General features: G+C 68.6%; 17 protein-coding genes. 6 read left to right on the top strand and 11 right to left on the bottom strand.

Annotation, left to right across the window (positions count from 1 at the left end):
- Positions 1–49 precede the first annotated feature (49 nt).
- On the top strand, positions 50–871 hold the full coding sequence (locus ACWHYQ_RS07985) for a hypothetical protein (RefSeq protein ID WP_447975163.1): 822 nt from the start codon (positions 50–52) through the stop codon (positions 869–871).
- 112 nt (positions 872–983) lie between these two features.
- On the top strand, positions 984–2,819 hold the full coding sequence (locus ACWHYQ_RS07980) for an APC family permease (RefSeq protein WP_447975162.1): 1,836 nt from the start codon (positions 984–986) through the stop codon (positions 2,817–2,819).
- Here ACWHYQ_RS07980 and ACWHYQ_RS07975 read toward each other — a convergent pair.
- The 3 genes from ACWHYQ_RS07975 to ACWHYQ_RS07965 are packed head-to-tail and all read right to left on the bottom strand — an operon-like array spanning position 2,816 to position 7,939.
- Positions 2,816–5,437, bottom strand: a complete 2,622-nt coding sequence (locus ACWHYQ_RS07975; RefSeq protein WP_447975161.1) for a PEP/pyruvate-binding domain-containing protein — start codon at positions 5,435–5,437, stop codon at positions 2,816–2,818. The genes ACWHYQ_RS07980 and ACWHYQ_RS07975 overlap by 4 nt on opposite strands.
- 26 nt (positions 5,438–5,463) lie before the next feature.
- A complete protein-coding gene (locus ACWHYQ_RS07970) occupies positions 5,464–6,801 on the bottom strand; it encodes a glycerate kinase type-2 family protein (protein ID WP_447975160.1) in 1,338 nt (445 codons plus the stop codon).
- A 13-nt stretch (positions 6,802–6,814) separates the two neighbouring features.
- A complete protein-coding gene (locus ACWHYQ_RS07965) occupies positions 6,815–7,939 on the bottom strand; it encodes a transglycosylase SLT domain-containing protein (RefSeq protein WP_447975159.1) in 1,125 nt (374 codons plus the stop codon).
- Between the two features lie 108 nt (positions 7,940–8,047).
- Here ACWHYQ_RS07965 and ACWHYQ_RS07960 point away from each other — a divergent pair, with 108 nt between their 5' ends.
- Complete coding sequence (locus ACWHYQ_RS07960; protein WP_447975546.1) at positions 8,048–8,740, top strand: uracil-DNA glycosylase; 693 nt, start codon at positions 8,048–8,050, stop codon at positions 8,738–8,740.
- A gap of 67 nt (positions 8,741–8,807) precedes the next feature.
- Here ACWHYQ_RS07960 and fsa read toward each other — a convergent pair whose 3' ends face one another.
- Positions 8,808–9,455, bottom strand: coding sequence for a fructose-6-phosphate aldolase (gene fsa, locus ACWHYQ_RS07955; protein ID WP_447975158.1), 648 nt, complete (start codon positions 9,453–9,455; stop codon positions 8,808–8,810).
- 169 nt (positions 9,456–9,624) lie between these two features.
- On the opposite strand from fsa, the gene ACWHYQ_RS07950 reads away from it, so the two are divergent.
- Positions 9,625–9,933 carry a hypothetical protein gene (locus ACWHYQ_RS07950; protein WP_447975157.1) on the top strand — a complete coding sequence of 103 codons (309 nt, stop codon included), beginning with the start codon at positions 9,625–9,627 and terminating at the stop codon, positions 9,931–9,933.
- A gap of 8 nt (positions 9,934–9,941) precedes the next feature.
- Here ACWHYQ_RS07950 and ACWHYQ_RS07945 read toward each other — a convergent pair whose 3' ends face one another.
- Positions 9,942–10,193: a YHS domain-containing protein gene (locus ACWHYQ_RS07945; RefSeq protein WP_447975156.1), complete on the bottom strand. Its 252-nt coding sequence runs from the start codon at positions 10,191–10,193 to the stop codon at positions 9,942–9,944.
- A gap of 918 nt (positions 10,194–11,111) precedes the next feature.
- On the opposite strand from ACWHYQ_RS07945, the gene ACWHYQ_RS07940 reads away from it, so the two are divergent.
- Both ACWHYQ_RS07940 and ACWHYQ_RS07935 read left to right on the top strand, forming a co-directional pair.
- On the top strand, positions 11,112–11,717 hold the full coding sequence (locus tag ACWHYQ_RS07940; RefSeq protein WP_447975155.1) for a hypothetical protein: 606 nt from the start codon (positions 11,112–11,114) through the stop codon (positions 11,715–11,717).
- A 257-nt stretch (positions 11,718–11,974) separates the two neighbouring features.
- Positions 11,975–12,205, top strand: coding sequence for a hypothetical protein (locus ACWHYQ_RS07935; protein ID WP_447975154.1), 231 nt, complete (start codon positions 11,975–11,977; stop codon positions 12,203–12,205).
- 60 nt (positions 12,206–12,265) lie between these two features.
- Here the strand turns inward: ACWHYQ_RS07935 and dapB are convergent, their stop codons facing one another.
- The 6 genes from dapB to ACWHYQ_RS07905 form a co-directional block, all read right to left on the bottom strand.
- Positions 12,266–13,069, bottom strand: coding sequence for a 4-hydroxy-tetrahydrodipicolinate reductase (dapB, locus tag ACWHYQ_RS07930; protein WP_447975153.1), 804 nt, complete (start codon positions 13,067–13,069; stop codon positions 12,266–12,268).
- An 80-nt stretch (positions 13,070–13,149) separates the two neighbouring features.
- Positions 13,150–14,022, bottom strand: a complete 873-nt coding sequence (gene dapA, locus ACWHYQ_RS07925; RefSeq protein WP_447975152.1) for a 4-hydroxy-tetrahydrodipicolinate synthase — start codon at positions 14,020–14,022, stop codon at positions 13,150–13,152.
- Between the two features lie 70 nt (positions 14,023–14,092).
- Positions 14,093–14,974 carry a diaminopimelate epimerase gene (dapF, locus tag ACWHYQ_RS07920; RefSeq protein ID WP_447975151.1) on the bottom strand — a complete coding sequence of 294 codons (882 nt, stop codon included), beginning with the start codon at positions 14,972–14,974 and terminating at the stop codon, positions 14,093–14,095.
- A gap of 5 nt (positions 14,975–14,979) precedes the next feature.
- The gene (lysA, locus tag ACWHYQ_RS07915; protein ID WP_447975150.1) at positions 14,980–16,239 is read right to left on the bottom strand and encodes a diaminopimelate decarboxylase; all 1,260 of its coding nucleotides are present in this window, start codon (positions 16,237–16,239) and stop codon (positions 14,980–14,982) included.
- Positions 16,232–18,106 (bottom strand): radical SAM protein, encoded by a 1,875-nt coding sequence (locus ACWHYQ_RS07910; RefSeq protein WP_447975149.1) that lies wholly within the window; start codon positions 18,104–18,106, stop codon positions 16,232–16,234. Before ACWHYQ_RS07910 ends, lysA begins: the two co-directional genes overlap by 8 nt.
- A 50-nt stretch (positions 18,107–18,156) precedes the next feature.
- Complete coding sequence (locus tag ACWHYQ_RS07905) at positions 18,157–18,432, bottom strand: hypothetical protein (RefSeq protein WP_447975148.1); 276 nt, start codon at positions 18,430–18,432, stop codon at positions 18,157–18,159.
- Between the last annotated feature and the right edge of the window lie 5 nt (positions 18,433–18,437).

Genomic DNA, 18,437 nt, shown 5'->3' with positions numbered 1-18,437 from the left:
TAGAATACCGCAAGCACGAGTCCGCAGGGGAGGCGACCAGCGCCTTGCGATGAACCGCCTGCTCACGCATGGATGCAGCGCACTGCTAATCTGGCTGCTGGCGTCGTCGGATCCGGCGGCAGGGTTTCCGATCAGCAGCGCCGCCTGGTCCGACGCCCAGTGGGAGCAGCGGTGCGCGGATGTCCGGACGAGCTACAACCCGACCGGGCCGCTCCGGACCGATACGCTCACGATCAAGCCCTGGGATCCCCGGTTCCTGGATTTCCTCTACTGGGTCTGGGCGAACAAGATCATCGAGCACCAGGTCGAGCAGGTGGGCGGGACCGAATGGGAGGGGCCGACCAACGGCGTGATCTTCCACTGGGCGCCAGGGTCGCGCTGGGAGACCCACACGCTCGTGCCCTTCGAGCACGCGATTCATCACATCGCGGACGAGCACCGCTGGCAGGACAACATGTTCAAGGAGTTCTTTGAGCCCTACGGGCCTGTCACCGGCGTGAGCATCCGGTTGCGCCTCTCCATGGACAAGCCGCCGACCTGGGCGCAGTTCCTCAAGCACATTGGCGGCCCGGACAGCCCCTATTACCGGTATGTCTTCCACCAGGAGAGCCGGATTGATCCGGCCCGGCGCGTGGTCACCATGGTCGGCGGCCAGGGGGTGCTCTTCGAATACACCTTCGAGCGGTACCTCGAAGAGATCAAGGAAGTGCTCACCGACTGCAAGGCCTTTCAGTTCTTCGAGCTGTACGATCGCTACGGCAAGGGCTTCGCGTCGAAGGTCGGCTGGGCCGGCCAGCCGGTGACGGAGCCCCGCCCCCAGGAGCCGCCGGCGGGCCCCAAGCAGATGAACAATCCGCACGGCGACCATTGACGGGCCGCTACGGCCAGCCGTCGGAATTCACCCGTGCCCGCTCCGGCCTCCGGGAACGGTGGCCGCGGCCCGCCGCGGCCGGACGACACGCAGGACCCCAGAGTCCCGTCGCATGCAGATCAAGCACTGGCTGCTCGGACATCCGCTGGCGACGGCCCAAGCGGCCGAGGAGCGGCTGTCCAAGCCCGTGGCGCTCGCCGTCTTCTCCTCGGACGCACTGTCCTCCGTGGCCTACGCGACCGAGGAGATCCTGCTCGTCCTGGTGCTGGCCGGCACGGTCGCCCTGAAGGCCTCGATCTGGATCAGCCTGGCGATCGTCCTCCTGCTGGCGATCCTCACCGCGTCCTACCGGCAGATCATCGTGGCCTATCCCGCCGGCGGCGGAGCCTACACGGTCTCGAAGGCCAACCTCGGCGTCAAGTGGAGTTTGGCCGCGGCAGCCGCGCTGCTGATTGATTACGTCCTCACCGTCGCGGTGAGCGTCGCGGCCGGGATCGCGGCGGTGACGTCTGCGTTCCCGGCCCTCCGCGAGCACCGCGTCGGACTCGGGGTGCTGGCCATCCTGGGGCTCACCTACGCCAACCTGCGGGGCGTCCGGGAGTCCGGGAAGCTCTTCGCCGTGCCGACCTATCTGTTCATTGGCAGCCTGGGCCTGCTGCTGGCGGGGGGCCTGGGCCGTCTCCTGTTCGGCGGGGAACTCCAGCCTGCGGCGCCCGCCCCGGCGCTCGCCGGCGCGACGGAAGGCCTCACGCTCTTCCTCTTGCTCCGCGCCTTCTCCTCCGGCTGTACCGCGCTGACGGGCCTCGAGGTGATCTCGAACGGCGTCGCGGCCTTCCGCAAACCGGCCGCGGAGAACGCGGCGATCACGATGGTCTGGATGGCCGCGATCCTCGGCACCCTGTTCCTCGGGATTACGGGCCTGGCCGCCGCCTTCACCATCCTGCCGCGGGAGGACGAGACAGTGGTCTCCCAGCTCGGCCACGCCGTGTTCGGCGACGGGCCGCTCTATTACTTTTTGCAGGCCACCACGTTGGGCATCCTCTTCCTTGCAGCCAATGGGAGCTTCGCCGGGTTTCCACGCCTCGCCTCGCTGCTGGCCAAGGACGGCTTTCTGCCCCACCAAATGAGCGAGTTGGGGGACAAGCTTGTTTTCTCCAACGGGATCCTGCTGCTCGGCGGCTTTGCCGCCCTGCTCCTGCTGCTGTTCGGGGGCGACACGCACGCGCTGATCCCCTTGTACGCGATCGGGGTCTTCCTTTCGTTCACCCTCTCGCAAGCCGGCATGGTGCAGTACTGGCGCGCCGCCTGGCGGTTCGAGCGCCAGCGCGGGGCCCGGAAGGCGTTGGCCATCAACCTGGCGGGCTGCATCGCCACGGGGCTGGCGACCGTCGTGATCGCGGTCACGAAGTTCGTCCACGGCGCCTGGGCGGTGATCCTCCTCATCCCCCTACTCATGATGATGTTCCGCACCATCCGCCGCCACTACGTCGCGGCGGACTGGGCGCTCTCGCTGAGCCAGTATTCCCGCCTACCCGTCCCCAAGCGGACCGTGTACGTGATGCCCATCAGCGGGGTGAACCGAGCCGTCATCCTCGCCCTCGACTATGTCCTGGACAACGTCGAGCGGCCCGACCTGCGCGCGGTCTACGTGGACACGGACCCGGACGCGACGGCCGAGGTGAAGGCCCAGTGGGAGAAATGGGGGCGGGGAGTCCCGCTCATTGTCATCCCCTCGCCGTTTCGCGAGATCGTCGTCCCGCTGCTTCGCTATATCGAACAGGTGCGCCAGGAGAATCTGGGCGGCTGGGTCACGGTCGTCCTGCCGGAGGTGGTCCCCGGGCGCTGGTGGCAGACGCTGCTCCACAACCAGCGCGCGCTGCTGATCAAAGGCGCCCTGCTGTTCAAGTACAACACGATCGTGCTCGACGTGCCCTACCATCTCGATTAGCCGAGCCCGAGCCGCCTCACCCGTCCGCGGTCGGCGTCCACCTGCACGCGCTCGCCGTCCTGCAGGCGCGTCGTCGCGGCGGCCACGTTCGCGAGGGCCGGCAGCCCGTACTCCCGCACGATGATCGCTCCGTGCGAGAGCGTTCCGCCCAGCTCGGCGATAAGCCCCGCGGCGAGGCCTAGGAGCGGGGCGAGCCCCGGGTCAATGACGGGGACCACGAGGATGTCCCCAGGCTGGACGCGCCCGGTGTCCTCGGGGGTGACGACCAGGCGGACGGGACCTTCGGCGACGCCGGCGCTGATCGGGAGTCCGGCCAGACCGTTAGCCTCGTCGCCGGCCTCGGCGGCCTTGCCCCGCAGCACACTCCCGTGGTGGATGAGCGTGTCCGGCGCGGGGAGCCTGGCGTGCTGCTCTCGCTCGGCGCGGCGCGCCGCCACCACGGCCTGCCAGGTTCCGCCCCGCGCCGGACAGGCTCCAGCCGCGATCGTCCGGACTTCGCGCGCTGTCAGGAAGAACAGATCGTCGGCCGTGCCCAGAAGCCCGCGGGCGGCGAGCCGGCGCCCGAGCGCGAGCAGCGCCTGCCGGCTGCCGGCCTGGTACCGCATGAGGGCGTGGCGGTTGGCCTCCCGGAGCGCGAGGAAGCGGCAGAGCGACCGGTACCAGAGCCGGAACCAGAGCCATTCATGCCACCGCCAGCCGAACGCGCGCCGGATGCGCGCTAGCGCGGTCCGGCGCGCAGCCGCCTGGCGGGCGCGGACGGCGTCAGGATCCGGCGGCGCATCGGACTGGAGATGCCCGCGCACGATGCCGAGGAGGTAGGCCGGGGTCTCGGCGAACTGGGGGACCATGACGTCCGACTCGCCGACTGCGCGGTGGCCGTACTCCTCCAGGTACCGGTCGAACGCCTCCAGAAAGCGGGTCCCGGCCAGGCGGGCCCGGTAGTCCTCGGGAGCCCAGGGGGACGTGAGGAGAAAGGCGCGGGCGGCCGGCTCGTCCCGCGCGAGCCGGGCCAGGTCCGCCAGGCTCAGGATCTGGTTCGCACTGATAATGGTCCCCAGGCCCTGCGTCGAGGCGTTCAGCAGCCGGCGCCAGTCGTCGGGGGCGCGCCGCGCCAGCGTGGCGCCCAGGACGTAGAGGCCCCGGGAGACGCCGCCCACGATCCCGAACGTGAGGTCCTCGTCGAGCAGCCGGCGGTGCTGCGCCTCGACGCGATCCAGGAGCGCCGGTTCGTCCAGCCCTGAGCTCGCGGGGTCCTTCGCCCAGGCGGCCTGCGCCTCGCCGAGCCGCCGCAGCTCCGCGAACCGCGCCGCCGCCCGCCGCGCCGCCGCGCGGACCTTGCTGTCCAGGATCAGGTGCGCCCGGACGAGCCGCCACCAGGGGAGCGGCTGGGCCGCCGGGATGAGGCCCGGCTCGCCGCCCATCTGCTCCGTCACGAGCCGCGGCTCGCCGCGGAGCTGCCCCATCAGAGTCTGAAACAATGTGACGTTGATGTAGGGACGGCCCCGGACCACTTCAATTGCGGACCAGCCCGGCGGGATGACGCAGCCCGCCTCCCGGTAGGGGCGGACGATGCACTGGTCCATGAACTCCCGCACGAACGATAGGGCGAGCGGGCTGGGCAGCTCCGGGAGAGTCTCCTTGAAGTTGGCGCGGGACCAGACGACAGTCTGAGTGCCGGGCCCGGGTGCGGGGACGGGGATCGCGCGGACCTGGAGCAGCCAGAACCCGCGCCGGTCCATCGCCCACTCGATGTCTGCCGGCTGGCCCGTGGCGCGCTCGACCCGTTTGGCGAGGTGGGCCAGGGCCACGGCCTCCTCGTCGCTCAAGGCCGGTTGGGCGGCCCGGTCCGGCGGCAGCCGCTCGTCCGTGAGCCCGGCTGGCCCGGGCACTCGCGCGAACGGCTTCGCGGGGACGTCGCGCCCGATCACGGTGCCACGGTCTCCTTCCACTGCGACCAGATACTCGTCTGGCCGCACGAGCCCGCTCACCAGCGGCTCGGCCAGGCCGAAGACGGCGTTGATCACGACCACGGTCGTGTCGCCGGACAGCGGATGGCGCGAGTAGGCGACGCCGGCGGCGCGCGGAGCGATGAGCGGCTGGATGACGACGGCCATGGCGGGCGCGGCCCGCGGGGGAGCGAGCCGGCTCCGGTAGGCGAGGGCTTCGGGGGTCCAGAGCGATGCCCAGCACTGCACGATTGTCTCGGCAAGCCGCTCGCGCGGGACGGCCAGCCGGGTCCGGTACAGGCCGCTGAACGTCGCGGCCTCGTCGTCTTCGTCGGACGAGGAGGACCGGACGGCCCAGCGCGCGACACCGTCCCCCAGGCCGGCCTCCCGCGCCACCCGGTCCAACTCGGGATCCAACGCTGCCTGCACCGGCGCCGGCACCGCGACCGCCTCGAGTCGCCGACGGAGCTCCTCGATCCGACTAGGTGATCGGGACTCGGCGAGATCCAGCCCAGCGGCGTGCAGGGCCTCCCGGTAGGCGGCGATCGTCACGCAGAGCCCCGCGGGCACCGGGAAGCCTTGCCGGATCAGCAATCCCAAACCGGCCGCTTTGCCCCCCACCAGCGCCCGGTCGGCGCAAGCGCCCAGGGGAACCACGTACGGGTCGGACACGGGAAGCCCCAGATAGAAGCTGACGGCTATCTGACCATCAATAGGTACAGGTCGTTGACGTTGGTCCCCGTCGGGCCCGTCACGATGTGGCCGCCGGCCCGGCGGAAGAACGGATAGGCGTCGTGGCGCGCCAGCGCGGCGGCAGCATCCAGCCCGACGCGCGCGGCCCGCGCCAGGGTGCGCCCGTCCACCACCGCGCCCGCCGCATCGGTCGGCCCGTCGGTGCCGTCCGTGCCGAAGCCCGCGATCCAGACCCGCGACAGGCCGGCGATCTCGCGCGCCGCCGCGAGCGCGAACTCCTGTGCCCGTCCCCCCAAGCCCCTTCCCCGGACGGTGACCGTCAGCTCCCCGCCGGCGAGCACGCAACAGGGCGGAGCGATCGGCCGGCCCCAGGCGACGATCTCGCGCGCCAGCGCGCCGAACACCCGGCCTGCCTCGCGCGCCTCGCCGGTGAGCGTCGTCGTGAGGATGAGGGGCTTTAGCCCCGCGTGCCGCGCGGCGCGCGCGGCGGCCACGACCGCCCGGACGTTGTTGCCGATGATCTGGTGCTGCACCCGGTCGAAGATGCGGGCGCCCGGCTTGGCCGTCTCCGCGACGAGCCCCTGGCACCCCCGCCGGAGGTGCCGCTGTACCCGTGCCGGTGCCGCGCGCCAGAGGCCATAGCGCCGCAGGATGGCGCAGGCCTCCTCGAACGTGGTCGGATCGGGTGCGGTGGGGCCCGAGCCGATCGCCGCCAGGTCATCCCCGAGCACGTCCGACAGGATGACCGTGACCACCCGGGCCTGGGTCGCCGCCGCCAATCTCCCGCCCTTGAGCGAGGAGAGGTGCTTGCGGACCGCGTTGATTTCCTGAATGCCGGCGCCGCTGGCCAGCAGCAGCCGGGACGTCCGCTGCGTGTCGGCGAGCGTGAGGCCGGGCGCCGGGGCTGGGAGCAGGCTTGAGGCGCCGCCAGACAGGAGCACGAACAAGAGGTCGTCGGGGCCCAGGCTTCGGACGAGCGCGTGCAGGCGGGCCGCCGCGCGGAGGCCCGCTCGATCGGGGACGGGGTGGCCGGCCTCCAGGACCGTGATCTGCTTGGTGGGGGCGCCGTACCCGTACTTGACCACGACCAGTCCCTCGTCGAGCCGGTCGCCGAGCACGCGCTCGAGCGCCGCGCCCATCCGGGCCGAGGCCTTGCCGGCGCCCACCGCGACGACGCGCCGATAGCGGCGCAAATCGTAGCGCTGCGCGCCGACCCGCAAGGTCGAGCCCGTGCGCCGCACGGACCGCCGGAGGGCGTTGGCCGGATCCACCGCCGCGAGCGCGGCCGTCAGGATCCGCCGCAGCCACGCCTGGACCTCAGGGTGAGGGAGCCGAATCCGCATGTACAGGCGGTGTTTACTTGTCCTGCTTGAAGCAGCGGGAGGGGCAGGTCCGCCGCGGCACCTTGATCTGGTGGATGCCCTTGGGCAGGTATTCCTTCCGAATCTCCGGGTTCAACATCTTCAGTTCGAGAAAATAGGTGCCGTACTCCTCGGCGATCGCGGCCAGGTGGCGCTGCGGCTCCTTGACGCTCACGGTGACCGTTTCGGTCTCCACCGGCGCGTAGAGGTCCGCCTTGGTCAAGCCGAGGTATTTCTCGGGCTGGGAGTAGATCTCCTTGGCCGCGATGATCCGGGGCACGTACCGCATCGTCTCGCGCACGTAGTAGAGCTTCCAGTAGTCGCTGACGCGCTGCTCCTTCATCAGCTTCCGGACCCGGTCCTCGCCGGCGTTGTAGGCCGCCATCGCTAGGAACCAGTCGCCGAACTCCTCCTTGAGCGTGCGGAGGTACTTGATCGCGGCCTCGGTGGACAGCTCCAAGTTGCGGCGGTCGTCGCGCCAGTGGTTGCTGTTCAGCTTGTAGCGCTTGCCGGTCGGGCGGATGAACTGCCAGGGCCCGGAGGCCTTGGCGCGGGAGAAGGCGGCGGCGATGCACTTGCTCTCGACCAACAACATGTACTTGAGGTCGTCCGGCAGGCCGGCCTCGGCGAGCTGCTTCTCCACCGGCGGGAAACAGCGGCCCGTCCGCTTGGCCATGATGATGCTTTCGCCTTCGTCGGCGAGAAACTGATAGAACTCGTACTCGATCCGCTCGCGAACCTGCCAGCTGTCGAGCGGGATCGGCTGGCCGGCGAAGACGAGCTTCTCGGGCAGCTTGAAGTGGCTCAAGAAGTGGCGGGTGCCCGACCGCTGGATCTCGGGGAGCACGACCAGGCGGTCTTCCTGCTCCGGCGGGCCCTCGCTCAGGTCGCCGGGGCCGGCCTCATCGCCGGCTGTGGCCTGATCTGGGGCGGGTGGCATGGGAGTCTGGGGCACCGTCGGCTTGGCGGACTGCGTCGGGAGCGGGCCTGGCTGCGCCAGTTGCGGGCTCTGCCCGGGCGCCGAGGTCGGGTCGTCGGGGGCCGCGGTCGCGCCGGGAGCCAGGGCGAGTACCAGGAGGGCTGCCGCCACTTCGCTGGCCCACGCGACCCACTGTCCCATGCGGTTCCTCTCGGTGAGTCGTGATAGGAGAACGGCGTCATGCTAGCAGGAAGTCAGGCGCGCGGCAAGGCCTTTCCCAGGGGGAGCTGTGTTACACTGTCGCCCGCCATGCGAAGCCTGCGGGTGCTCAACGACCGGATCATCGCATGCCGGCGCTGCCCCCGGCTCGTCGCGCACCGGGAGGCGGTTGCCCGGGCCAAGCGCCGGCAGTTCCGCGACTGGACCTACTGGGGACGGCCGGTGCCTGGGTTCGGCGATCCAGCAGCCCGCCTGCTCGTGCTCGGGCTCGCCCCGGCAGCCCACGGTGGCAACCGCACCGGTCGTGTCTTCACCGGGGACCGCAGCGGAGACTGGCTGTATGAAACGCTCCACCGCTTCGGGTTTGCCAACCAGGCGGCATCCACGCACCGGGGCGACGGGCTGTGGCTCGCCGACTGCTACATCGCGGCGGCGGTCCGGTGCGTCCCCCCGGGGAACAAGCCGACCCCCGAGGAGTTCGACGCCTGCCGCCCCTTTCTGCTCGAGGAGCTGCGCCTACTGCGGCGGCTGCGCGTGGTGGTCGCGCTAGGGAAGATCGCGTTCGAGGCCTACCTGCGGGCCTGCCGGGAGCTCGGCCGGGCGGTGCCCTCGCCCGTCCCTCGCTTCGGCCACGGGGCCGTCTACCGCCTGCCCTGGGCCGTGACCCTCATCGGGTCCTACCATCCCAGCCAGCAGAATACCTTCACCCGGAAGCTCACCCGGCCGATGTTCCACGCCGTCTTCCGGAAGGCGCGTGCGGTGTTAGAGAAAGACCGTGGATGATGGTCGGTGGTCAGGGGATCAGCATGTTTTCGCACTGACCCTTGCCCACTGTTCCCCGACCACAGGCTTACTTCACGGCGCTCGCGTTCCAGTCAGCGAGGAACTTCTTGAGCCCGAGGTCGGTGAGCGGATGCTTGAACAGGCTTTGGAACACCCCGAAGGGCATGGTGCAGATGTGCCCGCCGGCCAGCGCCGCCTCCACGACGTGCTGCGGGTGCCGGACGCTCGCGACGAGTACGAGGGTCTTGAAGTCGTAGTTCCGATAGATCGTCACGATCTGGCGGATCAGCTCCATGCCGTTCGAGCTGATGTCGTCGAGCCGGCCGATGAACGGAGACACGCACCAGGCCCCCGCCTTCGCAGCCAGCAGGGCCTGGGTCGGGGAGAAGCAGAGCGTGACGTTCACCCGGATCCCTTCCGCCGCCAGGCGCTTGGTCGCCTTGATCCCCTCGGGGATCAGGGGGCACTTCACCACGATGTTCTTGTGGATCTTGGCCAGCTCGCGGCCCTCCTTCACCATGGCGTCCGCCTCGACGGAGACCACCTCCGCGCTGATCGGCCCGTCCACGAGGTTGCAGATCTCGAGCAGGATCTCGCGGAAGCTGCGCCCCTCCTTGGACACCAGCGACGGGTTGGTCGTGACCCCGTCGAGGATGCCGAAGCTCGCCGCCTCCTGGATCTCCTTCACACTGGCGGTGTCCAAAAAGATCTTCATAGCTCGTTCCTTTCATCCGAGAGTCCGTCCCTGTCTCCCTATCGGCTATTCTAGGAACAACTGAAGCTCAAAGCAAGGCGTACCGGGTCCCGCGGTCAATTTGACAGCCTCTCGGCCGGAGTCTAGAATCGCGCGAGCGGGATTCGAGTGACAAGGGAGGGCTGGGACGATGCGGCGACTCGCGGGGCTCCTGCTCGGGGCGGCACTGGCGGCAAGCTGTGGGGGAAACCCCTACCTTGACGCCTCGCTGAACCCGGCGGAGCTGGAGGGCAAGGACAAGGCGTGGTTCGAGAAGAACTGGGGGCCGCCGAGCGGGAAGGCGCCACGGTGGTTCGGGGGCGAGACCTGGACCTACTTCCGCATCGCGGGCGGGAAGACGGGCCCGCCCTTCTTCAACTTCGCGCCCAACCAATGTCAGATCACCCTGAAGTTCGACAAGCAGGACAAGCTCAGTTCGTACAGCTATTCGGGCTGCTAGAGGGTGGGTCAGCTCGCGAGCTGGTTCCGCAAGGTTCGCGCGCAGTCCTGGCTGCAGAAGTAGTAGGTTTGCCCGCCGATCGTGGCCGCCACCGCCGTGCCCCGGGGGACATAGGTCCGACAGACGGGATCCTGGACCATCTGGTTCTTGTCCGGTAGCGTCTCGTCCCGCCGGGACCGGCCCGTCAGCTCGCGGATGAGGTTCCGGAGGAGGAAATAGACGACGACGAGCAGGGCGAGGACGATGATCAGTCGGTACATGGGACGCCTGGATGGGTTTCTACCGGGTCGGATCTGTGCACCCATCCTAGGGGGAACACCGAGGCCCTGTCAAGGAAGGGACATGGCGACCTAGACGAACCTGGCTAGCTCCAGCGTGGCCCCGGTTTGACCCAAAGGGCCCATGCTGACAGGAAGGAAGAGGTCCTTTGCCCAGCGCGGAAGGGTCTTCAGACCGATAGCCAGGCTACCGCGCCGATGTTAGCTTAGGGCCCATGAGAGTCTGTGATAAGTGCCACGGCACAATGTTGTTGGAACGGGCTGTGGATATGGACGCCGGTCTCGTCCTTGCCTTATTCGCCTGCCTGAACTGCGGGCGACGCCAAGCTGCGGAACAAGAGCCGCGTCCAATGGCCGCGCGTCGTTAAGTCGCCACGCCTGAGGGCCCCGATCCCGCCCTCACCGCTTCCTGAGCCCTCAACCAGCGGGCTTCCCGGAACCCTGCGGGGGAGAGAAGCGCAATCCGTCCGGCGCTCGCCTGAGGTGTCGGCTGAAGGTGTCATGAAACCGAGCGTCAAACGAGTCTCCAGCGTCCCATTGACCTCCCTGGTCTGCTGTCCGCAGTGCTACCGGCTGATCAGCTTTGAGGCCAGCCAGGCCCTTGTCTCCTGCCACGCTTGCGGAGCCGTGGTCCGAGGACCGGCCCTATCGGGGACCCTGGACGATGTGTCGCAAGGGGACTGACCGGTCCGCCACCACCCTTGCCGTGGCCCCGGCGGGCGTGATATCGTGCCGCCGCTGATAGCCCCGGAGGTCTCGTTCGGCGCTGAAGGATTGAAGGCTGTGACCTGATCCCTGCTCGCACCTCCTGCTTGGTTTCTTGTTCATCTGGTCGCCCTGGCCCGGCGGGGACGCGGGGCCGCGGAGCTCGGAGACCCAATCAGCCCGATCGGAATGGGTGTGAGCGGATTCGATCTGATCGTGCTCGGAACCCTGGTGTCGCTCGGGGGGGGCCTGCTGTTCGCCAGACGCTACTGGGTCCGGGCCTTCCCCGCGATGCCCGGCCCGCTGTCCGCACGGGAGTGTGACCCGCTCATCGTTCGCGACGGGATCATCCGGCATTCGGAGGCGATGGCGGGTGTCCGGTGGCTCACGATCGGCGTCCTGGCGCTCGGCGTCGGAGCGACCCGCGAGGGCGAGCCCTGGTATCTCGTGGGATTCTGGTCGGACATCCTGCTTCACGTCACCGTGCTCTCTGGCTGCTGGTTCGCGACGCTGGCCCGGGCCAAACGCCAGAGCCGGCGCCAGTACCTCCCCCTCATGGTCGAGCTGCATCGCAAGAGCTTCGACGTGCGTGCCGAGCACCTGGCGCACGACGGGTACACCCGGTACGAAATTGACCAGGGGCTGGACGTGGCCGAGGGCACGCGCCGGCATCGGTTGGCCGAGGGCTCCCGCTACCTGGACCAGATCGGGCTTGCGCTCGATGTCTTGCGGGCTTCCGGGGAGTCCGACCGTCAGTACGTGGAACGGCTGCGCCCGTACTTTCAGCCCCTGGTCCCCTGATCGGGCCTGGCTTGCATCCGGCACCCGGAGGACATTGACTTTTGCCCGCCGCCGGCGCATCATAAAATCCGGTTGACGCCCGGAGGAAGCCGTGGAACCGGGTAAGCTTCCAGAAGGGGATCGGTCAGCAGACAGCTCGCCTGGCCTTCTTGGTGCGCCTTCACGGGGTGTATGCCCGTGGAGGCGTTTTTCTTTCATGCGACATGATCCGTCCGGGAGAAGCAGGGGTATGAACTTCTCACAGGGAGGGAGACACCATGAAGCGACTCTTGGGCTTGTTGTCGGGGCTCGCGGTGACCATCACGCCCGCGGTGGCGCTGGCCGAAGGGGTGTCAGGCTACTCGAGGGGCAACGCGTTCATCTATTTTTCGGCGATCGCGTTCGTGCTCATCTTCGGCATTCACGATGTCTTCCAGAAGAAGTGGCTGACCTGGACGAGCGCGATCGTGATCCCCGTCCTGCTCTACTTGAACCTGCCCGCGAAGTGATGCAGCCGGCCCCCGCGGGAGGGCTGGCCCGGAGACCGGAGGGGAGGGCGTGAGCCCTCCCTACCGCAGGCCCAGCACGTCCGCCATGTCATAGAGCCCGGGCGAGCGCCCGACGACCCACTGCGCGGCGCGGAGCGCGCCGCGCGCGAACGTGTCACGGCTTTGCGCCCGGTGGGTGACCTCGATCCGCTCGCCGAGCCCGCCGAACAGCACCGTGTGGTCGCCCACAATGTCGCCGGCGCGCACCGTCTGGATGCCGATCTCGCCGCGCCGGCGCTCCCCGATCAGGCCCCGCCGCGTATAGACTCCCACCTGGTCCAGGTCCCGGTTGACGGCCTGGGCGAGCACCTCGGCCAGCTTGAGCGCCGTCCCACTCGGGGCGTCCTTCTTGAGCCGATGATGCGCCTCGACGATCTCGATGTCGTAGTCCTCGCCGAGCGCGCGGGCCATGTCGGCCACGACCTTGAGCAGCAGGTTGACCCCCACGCTCATATTCGGGGACCAGACGCAGGGGACTGACTGGGCCAGCCGCCGGAGCTCGGCGGCTTCGTCCTTCGAGAATCCGGTCGTCCCGATGACGAGGGCCCGTCGCTGTTGGACCGCCAGGCGCGCATGCTCGAGCGTGGCGGCGGGTGCGGAGAAGTCAACGACGACGTCGCCCTGGGCCAGGGGCGCGGCGAGATCGTCTCCGATGGGCACGCCGAGGCGGCCGACGCCAGCCACCTCGCCGGCGTCGCGGCCCACCGCGGGATGGCCCTTCCGCTCCACCGCACCCACCAGCTTGAGGCCGGCTGATTCGGCGGTCAGCGCCACGAGCCGCCCGCCCATGCGGCCGGCCGCGCCAGCGACGATGACGTTAATCATAAGTCTCGTGATGGGTGCTGGGTGATGAGGAATGGGTTGGCGGAGAGTCGGTATCGCATCCCTGCTCACCCATCACGCTCCTAGATGAGCCCGTATTCCTTCAGCACGCGGGTCAGCTTGTCGCGGTTCTCGCTCGACAGGGGGCAGAGCGGCAGGCGCAGTTCGCCGTCTATCTTCCCCATCAAGGCCAGCGCTTCCTTCACCGGGATCGGGTTGGTCTCGAGGAACAGGGCTGTGAACAGCGGGTAGAGCTTCGCATGCAGGCGTCGGGCCTCGTCGTACCGGCCGGCCAGTGCTGCCTCGACCAGGTCCGCCATGTCCCGCGGGACGAGGTTGGCTGTGACCGTGATGACGCCCTTGGCCCCGACCGCCATCATGGGCAGGGTCAGTGCGTCGTCGCCGGAGAGCACCGTGAGCCGGTCGCCGCAGGCCTGGATGATCTCGGAGACCTGCTGGACCGATCCGCTGCCCTCCTTGATCGCCACGATGTTGCGCAGGGCAGCCAAGCGCGCCACGGTGGCGGGCGTCATGTTGACGCCGGTCCGCCCCGGGATATTGTAGAGCACCAGCGGCAGTTCCACCGCCTCGGCGACGGCCTTGTAGTGCTGGTAGAGCCCCTCCTGCGTCGGCTTGTTGTAGTAGGGGGTGATCAGCAGGGCTCCGTCCGCGCCGGCTGCCTTGGCGTGGCTGGTAAGGGCGATGGCCTCCTCGGTGCTGTTCGAGCCCGTGCCAGCGATCACCGGGACCCGCTTGCGGACTACCTCCACGGTCAGGTCGACGACGCGGTTGTGCTCCTCGTGGGAGAGCGTGGCGGACTCGCCGGTGGTTCCGCAGGGCACGATGCCGTGCGTCCCGTTCGCGAGCTGGAACTCGATCAAGTCGCCCAGCGCCCGCTCGTCCACGCGGCCGCGGCGGAACGGCGTCACGATCGCGACGAATGAACCGGTAAACATCTCAACCTCCAGTGGTACGTGATGAGTGATCAGCTTTCATCTTCCTCATCACCCGTCGCCCATCACGGTGTTACTGCCAGGCCTCCGGCAGGATGCGCCCCTCGTAGACCGCCCTGGCGTCGCCTTGCAGGTACACGTTCGTGAAGGACTCGCCGCGCAGCTCGAAGTGGACCGTCAGCTCGAGCCCGCTCTGCGGCACGAGCACGACCGGAGATTCCGCCTTCGCCACGCGGCTCGCGATCAAGGCGGACGCGATAGAGCCCGTGCCGCAGGCCAGCGTTTCGTCCTCGACCCCGCGCTCGTACGTGCGGATCCGGATCCGGTGCGGGTCCAGCACCTTGATGAAATTGACGTTGGTCCCGGCCGGCTGGAACAGCTCGTGGTAGCGGGTCGGGCGGCCGAGCCCGACGACGTCCACCGTCTCCGGATCGTCCACGAAGTACACGCAGTGCGGGACGCCCGTGTCCACGAAGTGCGCCTCGCGCTCTGTGCCGCCGACGGAGACCCGGAGATGGAGTCGCAGGCCCTTGGGATCCGGGAACCGGACCTTGACCTGGGTCAGGTCGCGCGGCGGCGTGCCGCGGCCGGCCGGGACCAGCTCGGCCTCGATCAGCCCGGCCAGGGTCTCGAACCGCATCCGGCGCGGGGCGATCCGCTTCAGGAACGCGAACCGGGCCGCGCAGCGGGCGCCGTTGCCGCTGAACTCGGCCTCGCTTCCGTCCGCGTTGAACAGCCGCCAGCGGAAGTCGGCCCGGCGCGAGCCCTCGATGAGGATCAGCCCGTCGCCGCCCACGGACAGGCGATGCGCACAGACCTTGGCGGCCAGCGCGCTGGCGCGCTCGGGGTCCACGAGCCGCTTCCGGTTATCTATCAGGATGAAGTCGTTCCCGCTCCCGGACAGCTTCATGAACGGGATCGGCCTGGCCTTGTCGGGAAACCGCTGCGTCGCCATCGCGCTCACCTGAGAAAGTCCGGAATCGTCTCGCCCCGCACGAGATCCTCGTAGGTCTCCCGGGCCCGGACCACGTGGATCTCGCTCCCTTTCACAAGCACCTCGGGCACCCGCGGCCTCGAATTGTAGTTCGACGCCATGACGAAGCCGTAGGCGCCCGCGCTCATCACGGCCAGCAGATCGCCGGGGGCCGCTTCTGGGATCGGGCGGTCCTTCGCGAGAAAGTCGCCCGACTCGCAGACGGGGCCCACCACGTCCACCGTGACGGTCTTCGTCCCCACTGCTTCGCGCACAGGCTTGATCTCATGGTACGCCCCGTACAGGCTGGGCCGGATCAGGTCGTTCATCGCCGCGTCCACGATGACGAACCGCTTGGCCTCGCCCTCCTTGGCGTAGAGGACGCGGGTGAGGAGTACGCCCGCGTTGCCGACGATGACGCGGCCTGGCTCCATGATCAGCACGCACTTGAGGTCGCGGACCAGCGGGGCGACGGCGTTCGCCAGCTCCTCCGGCCGCGGCGGGGTCTCGTCCGCGTAGGTGATCCCCAGGCCGCCGCCGATGTTGATGTACCGGATCGCGGCCCCGTGGCTCTTGAGCTGCTCGACGAGCGCGAGCACCTTCTTGAGGGCGTCCACGAAGGGGGTCACCTCGGTGAGCTGTGAGCCGATGTGCTTGTGCACGCCGACCACCTCGATGTGCGGGAGCGAGGAGGCCAGCTTGTACTCGTCGAGCGCCCGGTCGGCGCTGATCCCGAACTTACTCTTCTTGAGCCCCGTGGAGATGTAGGGGTGTGTCTTGGGGTCAATGTCGGGGTTGATCCGCAGCGCGACGCGGGCCCGGCGGCCCCGCTCCGCCGCCACCTCGTCAATGGCGCGCAGCTCGGCGGAGGACTCCACATTGAACATGAGCACGTCCGCGTCGAGGGCGGCGCGGATCTCTTCGCGGCTCTTGCCGACGCCCGCGAACACGATCTTCGAGGGCGGGATCCCTGCCTTGAGCGCCCGGTACAGCTCGCCCCCCGAGACGATGTCCGCGCCGCTGCCTTCTCGGGCCATCAGCCGGAGGATGGCCAGGTTCGAGTTCGCCTTCATCGCGAAGGCCACGAGGTGCGGGACGCCCTGAAAGGCACCGTCGAAGACCCGGAAGTGGCGCACGAGCGTCGCGTGGCTGTACACGTAGCAGGGCGTGCCGACCTCTTTGCCGATGCGGCTCAGCGGCACGTCCTCGCAATGGAGCTCCCCGTGCCGGTACTGAAAGTCATGCATCTTGCCAGTCCTCTTCCAGCGTCTCCAGCCCGGGCAAGGAGAGCCCCCGGAGGGCCGATTCGAACGCCGCTTTGAACTTGCGGTACCGCACCCGCACGGAGGGCGCAACCGCCTTCAGGGGCTCCCGCTCCAGGAGCGTCTGGAGGGCGGCTGGCGTCGCCTGGCGCAGGTGCTCGAAGTTGACGATGATGTCCATCTTCGCCTTCTCGGCTGCTTGCGTGATCCGCTCGAGCAGCTCCTGGGCGTTGAGGTGGTCGAGCGTTCCTTCGAGGTCCACGAACAGCGCCGCCATCTGGTCGTGCCGCTTGGCCTTCACCCGGAGCCACAGCTCCTGAGCGGTCTTCTCCCCCACCTTCAGCGCGTGCAGGGCGTTGGGGATCAGGTGCTCCGTGTCGAACGTCGGCAGGTGCGCCTGGAGATTCTTGAGCACCTTCGCGACCGGGGACAGGTGGCCGGTCGGGCAGGCCCGCTTGACCAGCTTGCGGAACTCCCGGTTCATCTGCAGGCGCGCCAAGAACCGCTGTTTCGTGCCGCGGAGCCGGTGCCAGATGGAGGGCCAAGAGTAAAACTGGTGATTGGCCCAGAAGAAGCCTTCCTGGAGCTGCTCCGGGGTCATCCGGCTCGGGTAGAAGACCACATGCTTGCCGTCGTACTTGGCCCAATCGCGGTCGAAGATGCGGCCGGCGGCGTGGTAGCGCTCGTAGAGCGCCGTTCCCGGCAGCGGGGTCAGGATGTTGAAGTACGCCAGCTCCACCTGGTTCCGGATGAGAAAGTCCACGGCGCGCTCGAACACCGATTCGTCGTCGTTGTCGAAGCCGAAGACGATCCCCGGGTTCACCATGATCCCGTGGTCGTGAAACATCTTGATCTCGGCTTCGAACTTCTGCACGCGGTTGAACGACTTGTTGGTCTCCTCCAAGCACTCCTCGTCGAGCGACTCCATGCCGACAAAGACCGAGACGCAGCCGCTCTCGGCGGCGAGCTTGACCATCTCTTCGTCGTCGCCGAGGAACAGTGTGGACTGGCAGCCCCACTTGATGCCGAGCGGCTTCATAGCGGTCCACAGCTCCCGGCAGTAGGCCCGGTTGCTGTTGTGGAGGTCGTCCACGAAGGCGAAGATGCAGCCGTCCTCGATGCCGACCCGGATCCGGAGCGCGGTCACGAAGGCCTGCCAGAGCGAATCGTTCGCCATCCGCTCGACCAGCTCGGAGCGGATCCACTGCTTCACGCGGATCAACTCCTGGATCACCTCGTGGACGGGTCGGCGCCGGGTCGTCTTCCCGTTGAAGGGGGAGACGCTGCAGAACTCGCAGTCGAAGTGGCACCCGCGGGTCGTGAAGGTACACTGGCGGGTCATATAGGCATCCGGGCTCAGCAGTTCGACGCGCGGGCTCTTGTAGTGCTCGAGCGACGGGAACTGCTCCATCTTGTACAGCCGCTTCAGCGCACCCGCCTCGAAGTCCGCGACGAGCTGGGGCCAGAGGTCCTCGGCCTCCCCGCAGACGACCGCGTCGCAGTGCCGCAGCGCCTCGTCGGGGCAGTAGGTCGGATGCACGCCGCCCAGCACGACCTTCTTCCCGCGCTTGCGGAACTCGGCGGCGATCTCGTAGGCGCGCGGCGCGTAACAGGTCATCACCGACAGCCCGACGAGGTCGCAGGGCTGGTCGAAGTCAATGTCCTGCACGGCCTCGTCCACGAGCCGGACCTCCCAATGCTCCGGCGTATAGGCGGCGATGACCGGCAAGCTCAGCTTGGGGAACCAGACCGCCCGGCGTTCGCTCGCGGTCAGATGGTACGGGTTGTTCCGGGGATAGGGATCGATCAAGAGCAACCTGCGCGTCTTCCCCAGTGTGCGGATTGGATGCATTGCTGTTCCTCCTCCAGTCGCTCGCTCAACAGCCTGCCGTGCCGCCTGGCTCACCGGGAGCCGATGGGGCGAAGCTCCGGCAGGATCTCCTCTTCTTCCGGTTTCGGTTCCTTCGGCGTGACCTCCGGGGCGGCCGGCGGGACGGGCCGCCCCTTGGCCTGGGCCTCCCGCTCCCGTTCCCGGGCCTGCTGGGCCGCAACACCGTAGCTCTCCGGCGGGATCGGGGCTCCGACCGCGCCGCAGCCCGCCGAGAGGCTGATGAGGGCTGCCAGGAGCAATAGTCCCGCGATTGCCCAGTGGCTTGGTCCGGTTAGGCGGCTTGCCATGGGGC

The organism is Nitrospira sp. Kam-Ns4a (assembly GCF_965152595.1).
The sequence above is the reverse complement of the archived record's forward strand: the minus strand, read 5'-3'. Positions and strand labels throughout refer to the sequence as shown.

Excerpts from the sequence above, each read along its gene's own strand:
- ACWHYQ_RS07985 (WP_447975163.1), top strand. The coding sequence starts at position 50 with ATGAACCGCCTGCTCACGCATGGATGCAGCGCACTGCTAATCTGGCTG.
- ACWHYQ_RS07980 (WP_447975162.1), top strand. The coding sequence starts at position 984 with ATGCAGATCAAGCACTGGCTGCTCGGACATCCGCTGGCGACGGCCCAA.
- ACWHYQ_RS07970 (WP_447975160.1), bottom strand. The coding sequence starts at position 6,801 with ATGCGGATTCGGCTCCCTCACCCTGAGGTCCAGGCGTGGCTGCGGCGG.
- ACWHYQ_RS07965 (WP_447975159.1), bottom strand. The coding sequence starts at position 7,939 with ATGGGACAGTGGGTCGCGTGGGCCAGCGAAGTGGCGGCAGCCCTCCTG.
- ACWHYQ_RS07960 (WP_447975546.1), top strand. The coding sequence starts at position 8,048 with ATGCGAAGCCTGCGGGTGCTCAACGACCGGATCATCGCATGCCGGCGC.
- fsa (WP_447975158.1), bottom strand. The coding sequence starts at position 9,455 with ATGAAGATCTTTTTGGACACCGCCAGTGTGAAGGAGATCCAGGAGGCG.
- ACWHYQ_RS07950 (WP_447975157.1), top strand. The coding sequence starts at position 9,625 with ATGCGGCGACTCGCGGGGCTCCTGCTCGGGGCGGCACTGGCGGCAAGC.
- ACWHYQ_RS07945 (WP_447975156.1), bottom strand. The coding sequence starts at position 10,193 with ATGTACCGACTGATCATCGTCCTCGCCCTGCTCGTCGTCGTCTATTTC.
- ACWHYQ_RS07935 (WP_447975154.1), top strand. The coding sequence starts at position 11,975 with ATGAAGCGACTCTTGGGCTTGTTGTCGGGGCTCGCGGTGACCATCACG.
- dapB (WP_447975153.1), bottom strand. The coding sequence starts at position 13,069 with ATGATTAACGTCATCGTCGCTGGCGCGGCCGGCCGCATGGGCGGGCGG.
- dapA (WP_447975152.1), bottom strand. The coding sequence starts at position 14,022 with ATGTTTACCGGTTCATTCGTCGCGATCGTGACGCCGTTCCGCCGCGGC.
- dapF (WP_447975151.1), bottom strand. The coding sequence starts at position 14,974 with ATGGCGACGCAGCGGTTTCCCGACAAGGCCAGGCCGATCCCGTTCATG.
- lysA (WP_447975150.1), bottom strand. The coding sequence starts at position 16,239 with ATGCATGACTTTCAGTACCGGCACGGGGAGCTCCATTGCGAGGACGTG.
- ACWHYQ_RS07910 (WP_447975149.1), bottom strand. The coding sequence starts at position 18,106 with ATGCATCCAATCCGCACACTGGGGAAGACGCGCAGGTTGCTCTTGATC.
- ACWHYQ_RS07905 (WP_447975148.1), bottom strand. The coding sequence starts at position 18,432 with ATGGCAAGCCGCCTAACCGGACCAAGCCACTGGGCAATCGCGGGACTA.